The sequence below is a fragment of the Streptomyces sp. NPDC048361 genome (assembly GCF_040651795.1).
Taxonomy (GTDB): domain Bacteria; phylum Actinomycetota; class Actinomycetes; order Streptomycetales; family Streptomycetaceae; genus Streptomyces.
The window spans coordinates 33,365-48,190 of sequence record NZ_JBEZKW010000032.1; the positions used below are offsets into that span (position 1 = coordinate 33,365).

The following is a 14,826-nucleotide window of genomic DNA, read 5'->3' on the forward strand; positions in this document are numbered from 1 at the left end:
CGGGCGCCGCGCGCACCGGGAGGGGAACGATCCCGGCATCGTCAGTGCGCCGCGCGCCGTTCGAAGGCCACGTCCCGCGCCGTGCCGAGCGCCGTCGCGACCGCGCCCAGCAGCACCGCGTCCTCCCCGAGCGAACTCGGCGCCACCTTCGGCCGCAGTGGCGTGAGCATACGCAACGTCTCCCGAACGGGGCGCAGCAGCAGGTCTGCGCTGTGCCCGACGCCGCCGCCGAGCACCACGAGGTCGGGGTCGAGGACGGCCGCGACCACCGCCACGGTGTGCGCGATCCGCTCGCCCTCCAGCTGAACCGCCTCGATCGCGGGACGCGTTCCGGCCCGCGCCGCGTCGAAGACATCCTTCGCGGTGCGGGGGCCCACCATCCCGAGCGAGCGGGCGGCCTCGACGACCGCGTCCCCGGAGACCGCGCCCTCCAGGGTGTCCGGCTTCTGCCGGCCGGGCCACGGCAGGAAGCCGATCTCGCCGGCGCCGCCGTGCGCCCCCGTGAAGAGCCGGCCCTCGCTGACGACGCCCATGCCGAGACCGGTGCCGATCATGACGTACACGAAGAGCCTGCTGCCCGCGCCGATGCCGAAGGTGTACTCGCCGAGCGCGGCCAGATTCGCGTCGTTGTGCACCGTCAGGGGAAAGCCGAGGCGCTCGCGCATCTGGTCGAACAGGCCCGGTCTGCCCCAGCCGGGCAGATGCTGGGCGTAGCGCACCCGCCGCTTCTCCGCGTCGAACACACCCGGCGTGCCCACCACCGCCTGGGCGACACGCTCCGCGTCCACGCCCGACGCCTCGACGAGCCGGTGCGCGCTGGTGACGACCAGATCCGCCATGGTGGCCGACGTGCGGGCCTGGTTACGCACTTCGGAGCGGGCCACGACCGTGCCGTCGAGGTCGGCCAGCGCGACCCGCAGCCAGGCCCGGCCGATGTCGATGCCGAGGGCGTATCCGGCGTTCGGATCGGGCGCGTAGAGCACCGCGGCACGGCCGCGTTCGGGGACGACGGTGCCCGCCTCGCGCACCAGACCGGCCCCTTCGAGCGAGGCCAGCGCGCTGGAGACGGTGGGCTTGGACAAGCCGGTGTCACGCGCCAGTTGGGCCCGGGATGCGGGCCCCTGCGCGCGGAGCCGGTCGAGCAGCAGACGTTCGTTGGAACTGCGCTGCCGCTGCGGGTTCCAGGGCAGGTCGCCACCCTCGTCGCTGCTGCTCATCGCATCATTCTCACGCATCGGCCGCCACCGGTCACGGACGACCCCTTGACCGTGAAAGTAAAGGTACCTAACTTAATCACGCCCCCTGCCGGGGGAGTCCCCGCGCCGGTGTATCGGCAGTAGCTTCCTTTTCCCGACACCAGCCAGGCCCGACATCAGCCAGGGAGGACCCCGTGTCCGCAACCCCTCCGCCCGCCGGCGGCTTCGTCCGCCGGATCGGGCTCTTCCAGGCCACCGCCATCAACATGAGCCAGATGTGCGGCATCGGCCCCTTTGTGACCATCCCCTTGATGGTCGCCGCCTTCGGTGGCCCCCAGGCCGTCATCGGCTTCGTCGCCGGCGCGATCCTGGCGCTCGCCGACGGTCTGATCTGGGCCGAACTCGGCGCCTCGCTGCCGGGCTCCGGCGGCAGCTACGTCTATCTGCGCCAGGCGTTCCAGTACCGCACCGGCCGTCTCATGCCGTTCCTGTTCGTGTGGACGGCGATGCTCTTCATCCCGCTGGCCATGTCCACCGGTGTTGTCGGGTTCGTGCAGTACCTCGGCTACCTCGCGCCGGATCTGGGCAGGACCGCCGGTGACCTGATCGGGCTCGGCATCATCGCGCTCGTGGTCCTGCTGCTGTGGCGGGGCATCGAGAACATCGCCAGGATCACCGCCGTGATGTGGGTCGTGATGATCGCCTCGGTGAGCCTCGTCATCATCGCCGCGGCCACCGACTTCAGCCCGCATCTCGCCTTCCACTACCCGGCGGGCGCCTTCGAGTTGACGAGCAGTCAGTTCTGGATCGGCTTCGCGGCGGGCCTCACCATCGGCATCTACGACTACCTCGGCTACAACACCACCGCGTACATGGGCGCCGAGATCAAGGACCCCGGCCGGACGCTTCCGCGCTCCATCATCTACTCGATCTTCGGCATCATGGCGATCTACCTGCTGCTCCAGATCGGCACGCTCGGCGTGATCGACTACCACCGCATGCTGGACCCCCACGACATCGCCTCCTCCTCGGTCGCCTCCGCCGTCCTGGAGAAGGCCTGGGGCAAGGGCGCCGCCGACGTGGTGACCGTGCTCATCCTGATCACCGCGTTCGCCTCCGTCTTCGCCGGGCTGCTCGGCGGCTCCCGGGTCCCCTACGACGCCGCCCGCGACAAGGTGTTCTTCCGCCCCTACGCCAAGCTGCACCCCCGCCACCGCTTCCCGATGCTCGGCCTCGCCACCATGGGCGTCATCACCGCCATCGGATTCATGATCGGCCGCCGTACCGACCTGACCACCCTCATCCAGCTGCTCACCACGGTCATGGTCATCGTGCAGGCCCTCGCCCAGATCCTCGCCGTCACCGTGCTGCGCAAGCGGCAGCCCGGGCTGCGCCGCCCGTACCGGATGTGGCTCTACCCACTGCCGAGCCTCGTCGCGCTGGTCGGCTGGCTCACCATCTACGGCTACTCCGACAAGAACTCGCCCGGCCGGCACCCCATCGAATGGTCGCTGGCCTGGCTGGTACTCGGCTGCGTCGCCTTCGCCCTGTGGGCCCGCTTCGAGAAGGTGTGGCCGTTCGGACCGCGCGAGATCCATGAGGAGTATCTGGAGACGCGGGAGCCGGCGCCGGACGGGGCAACGGCCTGAGCGGGGCGCCGCGCAGCACCGGGGTGGGCGCGGCCCCCTGCGGTTCGTCCCACCCCCGCTGAGGAGACCCAGCCCAAATCGCCACCCCCTAAAGCGACTTGGCCATTCACCCATGTCGCCCATGTCGTCCATATCGTCCATGGGGTGAGCCCGGCTCCATAGCGGGAGGGAGGCGGACGGACACTAGGCTGCAATCGGAAGCCAAAGCCACGTGAAATAAGTCAGTTGTGATGCCGGACGACCCATTCGTTCCCAATTGCCGCGCCCTGGCAAGGCCGGGCGGTAACGAATCCGAGAAGACTGACGCATTAATTTATGGGAAGGCGGCCACTGTCGTCTCACCGCTACCAGCCGGAAGGTGAGCTGACTGACCCATCACGCACCTGCCCATCCGGCGTTCAGCGCTCTGAAACGGCGGACTCTACGATTGCGACAACTCTGTGCTCCGAAGAACGACACCGAGGACCTCTGCACCGCCCTCGGCCATCCCTGCCGGTCATCCGCCGCAGGACCCCGCACCCATGTCAGAGATCACGGGCCTGACCAGCCAAGAGATCTCCCTGGTACGTGCCGGCCTGGCAGTCGTCCAGTCACAGGCGGCGGAGATGACGGTGTACTTCTACGCCATCCTCTTCGCCCGTTTCCCCCAGGTGCGCCAACTCTTCCCCGCCGATATGGACGTGCAACGCGACCGACTGCTCCGCGGCCTGCTGCGCATCATCGAGCTCGTCGACGACCCGGACCGGCTCGTGCAGTTCTGCTCGCTCCTGGGCCGTGACCACCGCAAGTTCGGAACGGTCGACGCGCACTATCCCGCGGTCGGCGAATGCCTGTTGGCGGCGGTGGCCCGTTACGCCGGGCCTGCCTGGAGCCCCGAGATGGCCGCAGCATGGACACGCGCGTACAACACGGCAGCCCACGTGATGATCCTGGCGGCCCGGGACGACAGCCGGCAGCGGCCCGCCACCTGGAAGGCAGAAATCGTCGGTCACCTGCCCCGCGGCCACGGCATCGCCGAAATCACCGTCCGTCCCGACCAGCAGTACTCCTATGCCGCGGGCCAGTACGTCAGCATGGAAACCCCGTGGAGGCCGCAGGCGTGGCGCCACTACTCCCCGGCCAACGCCCCCCGCCCGGACAACACGCTCACCTTTCACGTCCGTGCCGTGGACGGCGGAACCGTCAGCAGCGCCCTGGTCCATCACGCGGTTCTGGGCGACATCGTCCAACTCGGGCCGCCGCAGGGGGACATGTCACTGAAAGCCGCCGAGGACCGCGACCTGGTGTGCGTGGCCGGCGGCACCGGTCTCGCCCCCATCCGCGCCATCCTGGAGGAAGCCGCCCGCGCCGGCATTCGGCGGTACGTCGACCTCTTCATCGGCGCCCGCACCGCGGAAGAACTCTACGGACTGGACGACATGCTGCGCATGGCCCAGCGCCAGCACTGGCTCTCGGTCCGGGCCGCCGTCTCCCACCAGCGCATCGTGGGACGGGAGGGAACACTGCCGCAGGTGCTGCGCGAATTCGGGCCCTGGGACCAACACGAGGCCTTTCTGTGCGGGCCCCCCGCCATGGTCGTCGAAGCCGCCCGCACCCTGATACGAGATGGCGTGCCCACGGCTCGTATCCACCACGACCCGCTTGAGACTCCCGTGCTCAACACCCCACTTGCCGCGGCACGACACCCCCAGGAGAACGAACCGCTGTGACTGCCTCTCACCCCGCTCCGACCCCAGGAGAACGCGCCCTTCAGGCCCATCTCGCCACGCAGGAACGCGCCCAATCCTTCTACTCGCGCCAGGTGCACCAGTCCCTGACCCCTGCGATGCGTGACTTCATCGGCGCCCAGTCGATGATGTTCATCTCGACCGCCAGCAGTGTCGGCCACTGCGACGCGAGCTTCCGGGGCGGGCCGCCGGGATTCGTCACGGTGCTCGACGACGGCACCCTGACCTACCCGGAATACCGGGGCAACGGGGTTCTCGCCAGCGCAGGCAACATCGCGGAAAATCCCCATATCGGCCTGCTCTTCATGGATTTCACCCACCACCACATCGGGCTGCACATCAACGGGACGGCCGCTCTGGTGGCCGCCGACGATCCGTGCGCGCCCCATACCCTCATTCCCGAGGACTCCGCCCCGGGCCGCAGGCCCGAGCTGTGGATCCGCATCACGGTGCAGGAAGCCTACGTCCACTGCTCGAAACACATACCCCACCTGGAACCCGCCCTGCGCCCGCGGCGCCCGCACCCGGACCAACGCCCCAAGGACAGCGACTACTTCACGGTCCCCGCCCCTGCCCAGCCGCCCACCGTTCCGTACGCACAAGAGCCGCATCGGTATCCGGCGGTTCCTCAGAACGCCCCCCTGTATTGAGTATCTCCACCGGACATGGTGACGACCGGGTGTGGTGACGACCGGCGCGGTGACGGCTCGCGCCTGCCGTGCGGTGAACCCTCTCGTAAGGCAGTGGCAGGCTTGCGCGATGATCGTTGAGTTGGCTCCTCACTCCCTGACCCGGGACGAGGCGGACCCCGCCTTGCACGCGTTTGGCGACGCGTCGGTGGCGCGGAGGGTGCGCTCACTCGGCCCGGCCCGGTGTGTTCCTGTCCGCCCGGACCTCCCTCGGGGAGACGCCGCGATGTGCGCCTGGGGCCACGGCGAGGCCGAAACCTGGGCCGACGCCATGTCGTACGCCCTGGTCCAGCACTACGGCCGGTGGGCCGTCGGGTTGCGCTGGGCGCACAACGAGCGTGATTTTGACGGCGGCCCGGTAGGAAACTTTCGCACTGCTCGGCCGCTGGCAACAACGGCTCCTGGGCGCCCCACAGCCGCCGCAGTTCCGCAGCACGCCCGCCTTCGCCAAGAGAGTGCCCGTGTCCGGATGTGACAGGGAATCGTCATTGCGGCCATCGGGCAGGCCGGTGAAGATGGGGCCATGCCCACTTCGCACCGGGTCGTCATCGCGGTCTTCCCCGATGTCGACCTCCTCGACGTCACCGGACCGGCCGAGGTCTTCTCCCTGGCCAACCGGGAGACCGCGGGCCGTGCCGGATACGAGGTACGGCTCGCCGGACTCGATGGAGGCGAGGTGCGTACCTCGGCGGGTGTGCGGCTGGTGACCGACCTGTCGTTCGCGGAGGTCGGTGCGCGGGTGGACACCCTGCTGGTGCCCGGCGCGGTCGACCTGACGGACGACGGGCCCGTCGCCCGCGTCGACCAGGCCGTCGTGGCCTGGGTGAAGGAGACCGCCCCGCACGCCCGGCGGGTGGCGTCGGTGTGCGTCGGCGCGCACGTCCTGGCCGCGGCCGGTCTGCTGGACGGGCGGACGGCGACCACCCACTGGTCGACCGCCGCCCAACTCGCCGCCGATCACCCGGCCGTCACCGTCGACCCCGACCCGATCTTCGTCCGCACCGACCAGGGGCGTATGTGGACCGGTGCCGGGATCAGCGCCTGCCTCGACCTCGCGCTCGCGCTCGTCGCCGAGGACCAGGGCGAGGAGGTCGCCCTGGCGGTGGCGCGGAACCTGGTGATGTACCTGCGACGGCAGGGTGGGCAGAGCCAGTTCTCCGTACCGCTCAGCCGGCCCGCCACCTCCCGGCGCGACATCGACGAGCTGCGTCTGTGGATCGCCGACCACCTGCGGGACGAGCTGTCGGCGCAGACGCTCGCCGCGCGCATGTGCCTGAGCGAACGGCACTTCGCCCGCGTCTTCAAGCAGGAGACCGGCGCGGGCCCCGCCGCCTACATCGAGGCGGCCCGGGTCGAGGCAGCCCGGCGGCTCCTCGAAACCACCGACTGCGCGCTCGGCGAGGTCGCGGGCGAAGCCGGGCTCGGCTCGGTCGAGACCCTGCACCGGGCCTTCCGGCGCCAACTCGCCACCACCCCCGCCGCCTATCGCCGCCGCTTCCGCACCCCGGGCGCCTGACCCCTGCCCTTTCCCCCGCCCGACCCCTACCTCTCGCTGCGGCGCGCGCCCAGCGCGGCCGCCCACCCCGCGCCCCCGCCGGCTGTCCCCGAATCGAGGAATCGAGCCCGAGGGCTTCGCCGTGCCCGAACCGAGCCGAACCGAGCCGAGCCGAACCGAGCCGAACCGAACCGAGCCGAGCCGAACCGAGCCGAACCGAACCGAGCCGTACCGAGCGGAACCGAGCCGAACCGAGCCGAGCCGAACCGAGCCGAACCGAACCGAACCGAGCGGAACCGAACCGAGCCGAGCCGAACCGAGCCGAACCGAACCGAGCCGAACCGGACGGCTTCGCCATGCCCGCACGGCGGGGCGCGCCCATGCCCCCGAACCCCTCCGCTCCGCACCAACTCCCTTACGAAAGGCACCCGATGAACACCCAGCAGCCCTCCCAGACCCGCCCCTCCGCCCCCCTGCGCGAGGTGGTCGGCCTCGACGATCAGCCGGCCAAGCTGAGCCAGTCCGTCCTGATCCTGATCGACATCCAGAACACCTACCGAACCGGCGTGATGGCCTTGGACGGCGTCGAGGAGGCGCTTGCGGCCGGGGCACGGCTGCTGGAGCGGGCCCGCACCGCGGGCACCCCGGTCGTGCACATCATTCACGACGGCGGGGAGAACACTCCGTACGACATTCGCGCCCACATCGGCGCCCTCAGTGACGAGGTGGCCCCGAGGGAGGGTGAGCCGGTCGTGGTGAAGCACTTCCCCAACTCCTTCCACCAGACGGAGCTCGAGAAGGTTCTCACCGAGCTCGGGGCCGCCCCGGGCAGCGGAAAGGAGCTGGTCATCGCCGGGTTCATGACCCACATGTGCGTCAACTACACGACCCAGGGCGCCTTCAACCTCGGCTACCGGCCCACGGTCGTCGCGGAGGCCACCGCCACCCGGTCGCTCGCCGCCCCGGACGGCACCGTGCTGCCCGCCGCGGCGCTCCAGCAGGCCGCACTCACCATGATCACCGACCTGTTCGGCACCGTCGTCCCGACAGTCGACGCCCTCCCGGCCTGACCGGGCCCCGCGGCCTGACCGAACCCCGGGGCCGGAAATGGTCCCGGGGTCGGCCATGGGGGCCCAGGGTCGGAAACGGGGCCGGGCGGCGCGGGGCCGACACCCTGCCGCCCGTCCCCGCCCCGACCCCGCACCGGTAGCCGTACGTCAGATCCACCCGTCGAGCGAGGCCATGAACCCCTCGAAGTCATCACGGTGGATGGTGTGCCCCGCGCCCCTGACCGTACGGACCTCGAAGCCACGCTCCCGGAGGCGGGCCGCCTCGGCGGCGTCGTACAGGAAGCTGGCGTCGGCGAACTGGACGAGCGAGGGCACGACGGCCTTCGCGGGGGCCAGATCCGCGCCGAACATCGCGGCCAGGCCGTACGCGGTGTTCTCGTCCCAGACCTTCAAGGTCTCCAACTCGATGTCGACGTCCTCGTCCTCCCAGCGTGGGTTGAGTCCCGCGACCATCTCCCGGGTCGCCGACTTGAACTGGGCGAACAGGTCCGGGCTGATGCTCTGGGAACTCGCCTCGCCCTGCGGCGAGTTGACGGCCCATGCCGGGTCCGAGTACACGGCGCGGGACGGCCGCAGCCGTTCGGCGGCGAGCGACAGGGAGAGCCCGCCGAGAGAGTGGCCGATCGCCAACTCGGCGTCGGCCGGGAGGGTTTCCACGAGATCGTCGGCGAAGAGGTCGGCGGTGTACTCGCCGCGTCCGCTCGCCCCGTGGCCACGCAGGTCCACCGCGATGACGCGGTAGCCCCGGTCGGCGAGCGCGGGGCCGACCTTCCGCCAGGTGCGGTGGTCGGCCATGATCCCGTGGATAAGGAGTGCGACGCGGTCGCCGTCGCCCCAGGTGCGGGTGTTGAGCTGCACGGTGATGCCTTTCGGAACGGGTGGTGCTGTCGGACAGGGGGTGTGCGCGACCCCGGGGTGGACGCCACGGTCAGGCTGGGGCCCGGCCCGGGGCCGAAGGTGTTGGCGAGCTCAGCGCACGGATCCGATCGGGCGCACCGCCAGCGCGCCCACGATCGAGAGTGCCGCTCCCGCCAGGAACAGCGCGGTGTAGCCGCCGCTGAGCGACACGATCAGCGAAGCCGCGAACGGGGCGACGATCTGTGGGCCTGCGTTGGCCACGTTCAGGACGCCCATGTCGCGGGCGGCGTCCTCCGCCTTCGGCAGGACCAGGGTGACCAGCGCGGTGTCGACCGCCATGTAGCAGCCGAAGCCGAGGCCGTTGACGACCGAGAACACGATCATCGCGGTCCAGCCCGCCGACACGGCCGGGATGACCAGGGCCGCGGCGGAGAGAGCCGCCGACGCCCCGACGAACAGCTTGCGCCGGTCGTAACGGTCGGAGAGCCAGCCGCCGAGGACGGTCGAGACCACCATCGCGACCGCGTTGACCGGCATGAGGATCGCCACGGCGTGCTCGGGCGAGAGCCCGGACGGCAGCCGGGTGTGGTCCTGGAGGATGTAGAGCTGATATCCGGCCACCGAGAAGTAACCGAGCACGAGCAGCGCCCGGCCGATGAACGCCCAGCGGAAGTCGTGGTCGCGCAGCGCTCCGGTGAACGCCGCCAGCTGTCTCGCGAAGGGCAGCGGAGCCTTGGCCGGGCGGTGCTCCTCCCGGGTGGCCGCCGTGAAGACCACCGCGGCGGCCGCGATGAGCGCGCCGAAGACCAGATAGCCGGTGCGGTAGTGGTCCGAGAAGGCGGCGCCGAGCAGAGCACCCACGACGGACCCGAACGGCAGCCCCAGCCCGACCGCGGCCGACGCCTTTCCTCGCGCGGCCATCGGCACGCGGTCGGGCACGACCGAGGTGAGGGCGGCCTGGTACACGTTGAGGACGGCCTGGCCCAGGCACCACACGATGGTGACCAACGCGATCGTATGGACCGTGCCCAGCAGGAACATCACGGGCAGGGCCAGCACTCCGCCGCCCAGGATCCAGGGATTGCGGCGCCCCGAGCGGTCCGAGAGCGCGCCCGCCACGGGATTGAACACGGTCGCGAAGATCGCGGAGACACCTGAGACGAGACCGAAGTCGGCGACCTTGTGCGCGGCGTCGATGTGCTCGATCTGCAGGGCGAGCAGCACACCGGGCACCCCGATGTAGAGCGCGTACATCGCGGTGTTGCCGAGCAGGAGCAGCGGCAGCAGCCCGCGTGCGGGCCGGGGGACCGGAGCGGTGACGGGTACGGGTATGCCGGTACCCGGGGACGAAAGAGCCGCGCTGCCCTCCCAGAGGGGATGAGGCGGACGAGGGTGTGCACAAGCGGGTGCGGTACGCCGTTCCCGCCTGCCGGAACGCGCTGATCCGGGGTGCGGGAGCGCGTCACGGCACCACGTGGCACCACGCGCAGGACATCGTCCGAAGTGCTGGTGACACGTGTTAGTTACTCGTGTAACCACTGTGTAGCATCGAATTCACGCCATCCGCTAGACCTCGGCCCGTACCCGTCTGGAAAGATGCCGATCGCGATGAGCCAGACACCCAAGCAGCCCGCCGAACGTCCCGTCCCGACCAGCGCCGATGTGGCCCGCCTGGCAGGGGTCTCCCGGGCGACCGTCAGCTACGTGCTCAACAACACCTCGGCCGTACGGATCAGCGAGCCCACCCGGATCAAGGTCCGCGCCGCTGCCGAGGAACTGGGGTACGTACCGCACGCCGCGGCCCGCAGCCTGCGCGCGGGGCACACCCGGATCGTGCTGCTGCCCACCGCGCACATCCCGGTGGGGCCGCTCTACAGCCGGTTCTTCAACGAGCTCCAGTGGGAGCTGCGCCGGCTCGACTACACCGTCGTCCAGTACGGAAGCCTGGGCCTCGGCGCGGACGACGCGGCCCGTGCGTGGGCCGAGCTGCGGCCCGTCGCCGTGGTCTCCCTGGGCGAGATCGAGCTCACCCCGCAGGGCGTCCAGCTCCTCAAGCGCTCCGGCGCCCGTGCGGTCATCACCCTGGGCCCCCAGCGCGTCGAGGGCGCCCACGCGCTCGTCATGGACCAGCGCGAGATCGGCGAGAGCGCCGTCGCCCACCTCCGCGAGCGGGGCCGGCGGCGCATCGGCGTACTGATGCCCGCCGAACCCGGCCTCGAACTCTTCTCCAAGCCGCGCCTGGCCGGCGCCCGCAAGGCCGTGCACGGCACCGACGCCGCCGTCGAGCCCGTGGCGATGGCCTACACGGAGGAATCGGCGGCCGAACTCGCGGGCCGCTGGCGGGAGTTGGGCCTGGACGCGGTGTTCGCCTACAACGACGAGTACGCGATGCTCCTGATGCGCGCTCTCCAGGACGCTGACATCGATGTCCCCGGTGAAACGGCCGTGATCGGCGCCGACGACCTTCTCCTCGGCCGGCTGCTGCGCCCCCGCCTCAGCACCGTCCACGTCGAGATGGTGACCGGCCGCCACCTGGCCGAACTGGTCGACCGGGTGGTGCGTGACCCCGACGGCGCGCCCGAGCGCCACGATCTGATGGGCGCCCGGGCGCTGCCGCGCGAATCGAGCTGAACCGCCCACCGGCCCCCCGACCTGGCCGGCCACCGACCTGGCCGGCCATCGGTCTGGCCGACCGCCGACCTGCCGACCGCCGACTGGCCGACCGCCGACCTGCCGACGGCCGACCTGCCGGCCAGCTTTCTCGCCGTCGGGGATATTGGTGCGTGGGACGGCGTGCGATCGGCGCCCCACCTGTCTAGCGTCGAAGCATGAGCCACCAACCGAACTACGCGAGCCGTCATCCCCGGCGCTTCGAGATCCTCCTCGTGCCCCAACACGTCGAGGACCGGGGGAGTGCCTCGGTCGAGGACAGTGCCGTACGGTCCGCCGTCGTCGAGGCGACCGGCGAGACGGGCGTCTCGGGCTACCCGCGCTACGCGGGGCACGGCATCGAGGCCGAGATCGACTCCGCCACGCACGCGGTGGAGGCGCTGCTCGTCGACGGATCCGAACTCGACATCGGCCTGACCACCGTGGTCCGGGAGGTGCCGGGGTCCGCGCGCGCCTGAACCCGTTCGTTCCGGGGGCCGTTGACAGCGGGCGGCGGGGAGCAGAGACTCGGGCGCGACCATTCATGAACATCACTTCACTGGGCGAACAGGGCGCGCCACGCGGCGGCCTCGCAGCGGTGAAGAGATCCGTGGGAGAGACCCGATGAGCATCCGCGACGTGTACATCGTCGACGCCGTCCGCACCCCGATCGGCAAGTTCGGAGGTGCGCTCGCCTCCGTGCGCCCCGACGACCTCGCCGCGCATGTGGTCAAGGCGCTGGTGGACCGCGCCCCGGAGCTCGACCCCGCCCGTATCGACGATGTGTACTTCGGTGACGCGAACGGCGCGGGCGAGGACAACCGGGACGTCGCCCGCATGGCGGTGCTGCTCGCCGGGCTTCCCGTCTCGGTGCCCGGCGTCACCGTCAACCGGCTCTGCGGCTCCGGCCTCGAAGCCGTGATCCAGGCGGCGCGCGCCATCGCCGTCGGAGACGCCTCGATCGCGGTGGCGGGCGGCGTCGAGTCGATGTCCCGCGCTCCCTTCGTGGTCCAGAAGCCCGAGCGTGCCTTTCCCGCCGGCCACCAGCAGATGTACTCGACCACCCTCGGCTGGCGTATGACCAACCCGAGGATGCCCGCCGAGTGGACCGTCGCACTCGGCGAGGGCGCCGAGCTGATCGCCGACAAGCACGGCATCAGCCGCGAACAGCAGGACGCGTTCGCGCTCGACAGCCACCGCAAGGCCGCCGAGGCCTGGGCCAAGGGCCTCTACGACGGCGAGGTCGTCCCGTACGACGGCGTCGACCTGGCGCGGGACGAGTGCATCCGCGAGTCCTCCACCCTGGAGGCGCTCGCCCGCCTCAAGCCGGCCTTCCGCGCGGACGGTTCGGTGACCGCGGGCAACGCGTCCCCGCTCAACGACGGCGCCGCGGCTCTGCTCCTCGTCGACGAGGAGGGGCTGCGCGCCACCGGCCGCGAGCCGCTGGCCCGCATCCGCAGTTCCGCCGTGACCGGCATCGAACCCCAGCTCTTCGGACTGGGCCCCGTCGAGGCCGTCCGCACGGCGCTCGCCAAGGCGGGCCGGGACTTCTCCGACCTCACCACCTTCGAGCTGAACGAGGCGTTCGCCGCCCAGGCCCTCGGCTGCCTCGCCTCGTGGCCCGGCCTCGACCCCGCCGTGGTCAACCCGCGCGGCGGCGCCATCGCCATCGGCCACCCGCTGGGCGCCTCCGGTGCCCGGCTCGCCGGGGCCGTCGCCCACCAGCTCGCCGCCGCCGGCTCCGGCACCGGTCTCGCGGCCCTGTGCATCGGCGTGGGCCAGGGCCTCGCCCTCGTCCTGGAACGCTGAACAGGCGTATGCCGTACGGGAGATGAGGGCCCGGGGCCGACTGCGCCCTCAGGCCCCGCCGGAGTGCGTGCGCGACCGCTCCGACTACTGTGCGCCATGAGGAAGACCCCTGGGGCGGCCTCCTGTGCGCCGTGAGGAAGCCCCCTGGGGCCGACCTGCCGTGCGCCGTAGGGAAGACCCCCGGGGCGGCACCCGGACGACACCGTGACTGGAGTGGCTTCATGACCCTGCTCGACCCCAAGACGTGGCAGCCCACCCCGCTCCTCGGGGGCGAACGGGAGGTCGTGGAGCCCGCCACCGGGGACTCACTCGGTTTCGTGACCCTCGCCGCGGAGCAGGACGTCACCGCCGCCGCCCGGTGCGCCGCGGCGGCGCAGACCGCCTGGGCGGGCACCCCGCACTTCGCGCGCGCGGCGGTCCTGCGCCGGGCCGGCGACCTCTTCGCCCAGCATGCCGACGAGCTGCGCACCTGGCTGGTCCGCGAGTCCGGGTCGGTGCCGGGCAAGGCCGACTTCGAGCTGCATGTGGCCGCCCAGGAGTGCTACGAGGCGGCGGCCCTCGCCTCCCGGCCGCTCGGCGAGGTGCTGCCGAGCGAGCAGCCGCGGCTCTCCTACACCCGCAGGGTGCCGGTCGGAGTGACCGCGGTGATAGCCCCGTTCAACGCCCCGCTCATCCTCTCCATCCGTTCCGTGGCCCCCGCGCTCGCCCTCGGCAACGCGGTCCTGCTCAAGCCCGATCCGCGTACCGCCGTGTGCGGTGGGCTCGCGCTCGGCGCGGTCTTCGCCGAGGCGGGGCTGCCCGAAGGGCTGCTGCACATCCTGCCGGGCGGCGCGGAGACCGGGCAGGCGCTCGTCGCCGACCCGCTGATCCCCGTCGTCTCGTTCACCGGATCGACCGCCGCCGGCCGCCGCGTCGGCGAGGCCGCAGGACGCCAACTCAAGCGCGCGCACCTGGAGTTGGGCGGCAACTCGGCGCTCGTCGTGCTCGCCGACGCGGACATCGAGGGCGCCGTCGCCCAGGCCACCTGGGGTTCCTTCTTCCACCAGGGCCAGATCTGCATGACCACCGGCCGCCACCTCGTGCACACCTCCCTGTACGAGGAGTACGTCGAGCGGCTCGCGGCCAAGGCCGACGCGCTGGCCGTCGGCGACCCCTACCGCGAACAGGTCCACCTCGGGCCGGTCATCGACAACGCCCAACTCGCCAAGATTAAGGACCTGGTGGAGTCCAGCACGGCGCGCGGCGCACGCCTGGCCGCCGGCGGCACCCACCGGGACCTCTACTACCGCCCCACCGTCCTCGCCGACGTCGACGACCACACCCCCGCCTACACCGAAGAGGTCTTCGGACCGGTCGCGCCGGTACGCTCCTTCGCCACCGTGGACGAGGCCGCGGCCCTGGCCGCCGCAGGGCCGTACGGTCTCTCGCTCGGCATCGTCACCCGCGACACCGCGCTGGGGCTCGAACTCGCCGACCGCATCCCGACCGGCATCGTCCACATCAACGACCAGACCGTCAACGACGAGGCCGTGGCACCCTTCGGCGGGGTCGCGGCGTCCGGGACCGGCGCCCGCTTCGGTGGCGCGGCCAACCTGGACGCCTTCACCGAACTGCGCTGGACCACCGTGCGCCGCGAACCCGCGGACCACCCCTTCTGATCACCACGGCCACCCCCTCCGGTCAG

The 14,826-nt window shown here is 71.3% G+C and carries 12 protein-coding genes; 9 read left to right on the forward strand and 3 right to left on the reverse strand.

From position 1 onward, the window contains the following. Window positions 1-41 precede the first annotated feature (41 nt). The gene (locus AB0D31_RS19635; RefSeq protein WP_362724463.1) at window positions 42-1,217 is read right to left on the reverse strand and encodes an ROK family transcriptional regulator; all 1,176 of its coding nucleotides are present in this window, start codon (window positions 1,215-1,217) and stop codon (window positions 42-44) included. Between the two features lie 173 nt (window positions 1,218-1,390). Here AB0D31_RS19635 and AB0D31_RS19640 point away from each other — a divergent pair, with 173 nt between their 5' ends. The 5 genes from AB0D31_RS19640 (at window position 1,391) to AB0D31_RS19660 (ending at window position 7,826) form a co-directional block, all read left to right on the forward strand. Next, on the forward strand, window positions 1,391-2,845 hold the full coding sequence (locus AB0D31_RS19640) for an APC family permease (RefSeq protein ID WP_362724465.1): 1,455 nt from the start codon (window positions 1,391-1,393) through the stop codon (window positions 2,843-2,845). 521 nt (window positions 2,846-3,366) lie between these two features. Beyond that, entirely contained in the window at window positions 3,367-4,554 is a 1,188-nt protein-coding gene (locus AB0D31_RS19645; RefSeq protein ID WP_362724468.1) for a globin domain-containing protein, read from the forward strand. Continuing rightward, a complete protein-coding gene (locus AB0D31_RS19650) occupies window positions 4,551-5,222 on the forward strand; it encodes a pyridoxamine 5'-phosphate oxidase family protein (RefSeq protein ID WP_362724471.1) in 672 nt (223 codons plus the stop codon). The genes AB0D31_RS19645 and AB0D31_RS19650 overlap by 4 nt, the downstream gene beginning before the upstream one ends. Before the next feature lie 562 nt (window positions 5,223-5,784). Next, the gene (locus tag AB0D31_RS19655; protein WP_362724474.1) at window positions 5,785-6,777 is read left to right on the forward strand and encodes a DJ-1/PfpI family protein; all 993 of its coding nucleotides are present in this window, start codon (window positions 5,785-5,787) and stop codon (window positions 6,775-6,777) included. 410 nt (window positions 6,778-7,187) lie between these two features. Continuing rightward, the gene (locus tag AB0D31_RS19660; RefSeq protein WP_362724476.1) at window positions 7,188-7,826 is read left to right on the forward strand and encodes a cysteine hydrolase family protein; all 639 of its coding nucleotides are present in this window, start codon (window positions 7,188-7,190) and stop codon (window positions 7,824-7,826) included. 147 nt (window positions 7,827-7,973) lie between these two features. Here the strand turns inward: AB0D31_RS19660 and AB0D31_RS19665 are convergent, their stop codons facing one another. Both AB0D31_RS19665 and AB0D31_RS19670 read right to left on the reverse strand, forming a co-directional pair. After that, window positions 7,974-8,684 (reverse strand): alpha/beta hydrolase, encoded by a 711-nt coding sequence (locus AB0D31_RS19665; RefSeq protein WP_362724478.1) that lies wholly within the window; start codon window positions 8,682-8,684, stop codon window positions 7,974-7,976. A 111-nt stretch (window positions 8,685-8,795) separates the two neighbouring features. Beyond that, complete coding sequence (locus AB0D31_RS19670) at window positions 8,796-9,938, reverse strand: MFS transporter (protein ID WP_362724481.1); 1,143 nt, start codon at window positions 9,936-9,938, stop codon at window positions 8,796-8,798. Between the two features lie 354 nt (window positions 9,939-10,292). On the opposite strand from AB0D31_RS19670, the gene AB0D31_RS19675 reads away from it, so the two are divergent. From AB0D31_RS19675 to AB0D31_RS19690, 4 genes are all read left to right on the forward strand, one after another. Beyond that, window positions 10,293-11,315 (forward strand): LacI family DNA-binding transcriptional regulator, encoded by a 1,023-nt coding sequence (locus AB0D31_RS19675; RefSeq protein ID WP_362724483.1) that lies wholly within the window; start codon window positions 10,293-10,295, stop codon window positions 11,313-11,315. A gap of 197 nt (window positions 11,316-11,512) precedes the next feature. After that, window positions 11,513-11,812, forward strand: a complete 300-nt coding sequence (locus tag AB0D31_RS19680) for a hypothetical protein (protein WP_362724486.1) — start codon at window positions 11,513-11,515, stop codon at window positions 11,810-11,812. Between the two features lie 145 nt (window positions 11,813-11,957). Then, window positions 11,958-13,142, forward strand: a complete 1,185-nt coding sequence (locus tag AB0D31_RS19685; protein WP_362724489.1) for a thiolase family protein — start codon at window positions 11,958-11,960, stop codon at window positions 13,140-13,142. A gap of 221 nt (window positions 13,143-13,363) precedes the next feature. Beyond that, on the forward strand, window positions 13,364-14,800 hold the full coding sequence (locus AB0D31_RS19690; RefSeq protein WP_362724492.1) for a benzaldehyde dehydrogenase: 1,437 nt from the start codon (window positions 13,364-13,366) through the stop codon (window positions 14,798-14,800). The last annotated feature ends 26 nt before the right edge of the window (window positions 14,801-14,826 follow it).

What these genes read in the sequence shown, in the direction of transcription:
- AB0D31_RS19635 (WP_362724463.1), bottom strand. Translation starts at nt 1,217, where the DNA reads ATGAGCAGCAGCGACGAGGGTGGCGACCTGCCCTGGAACCCGCAGCGG.
- AB0D31_RS19645 (WP_362724468.1), top strand. Translation starts at nt 3,367, where the DNA reads ATGTCAGAGATCACGGGCCTGACCAGCCAAGAGATCTCCCTGGTACGT.
- AB0D31_RS19655 (WP_362724474.1), top strand. Translation starts at nt 5,785, where the DNA reads ATGCCCACTTCGCACCGGGTCGTCATCGCGGTCTTCCCCGATGTCGAC.
- AB0D31_RS19660 (WP_362724476.1), top strand. Translation starts at nt 7,188, where the DNA reads ATGAACACCCAGCAGCCCTCCCAGACCCGCCCCTCCGCCCCCCTGCGC.
- AB0D31_RS19670 (WP_362724481.1), bottom strand. Translation starts at nt 9,938, where the DNA reads ATGTACGCGCTCTACATCGGGGTGCCCGGTGTGCTGCTCGCCCTGCAG.
- AB0D31_RS19675 (WP_362724483.1), top strand. Translation starts at nt 10,293, where the DNA reads ATGAGCCAGACACCCAAGCAGCCCGCCGAACGTCCCGTCCCGACCAGC.
- AB0D31_RS19680 (WP_362724486.1), top strand. Translation starts at nt 11,513, where the DNA reads ATGAGCCACCAACCGAACTACGCGAGCCGTCATCCCCGGCGCTTCGAG.
- AB0D31_RS19685 (WP_362724489.1), top strand. Translation starts at nt 11,958, where the DNA reads ATGAGCATCCGCGACGTGTACATCGTCGACGCCGTCCGCACCCCGATC.
- AB0D31_RS19690 (WP_362724492.1), top strand. Translation starts at nt 13,364, where the DNA reads ATGACCCTGCTCGACCCCAAGACGTGGCAGCCCACCCCGCTCCTCGGG.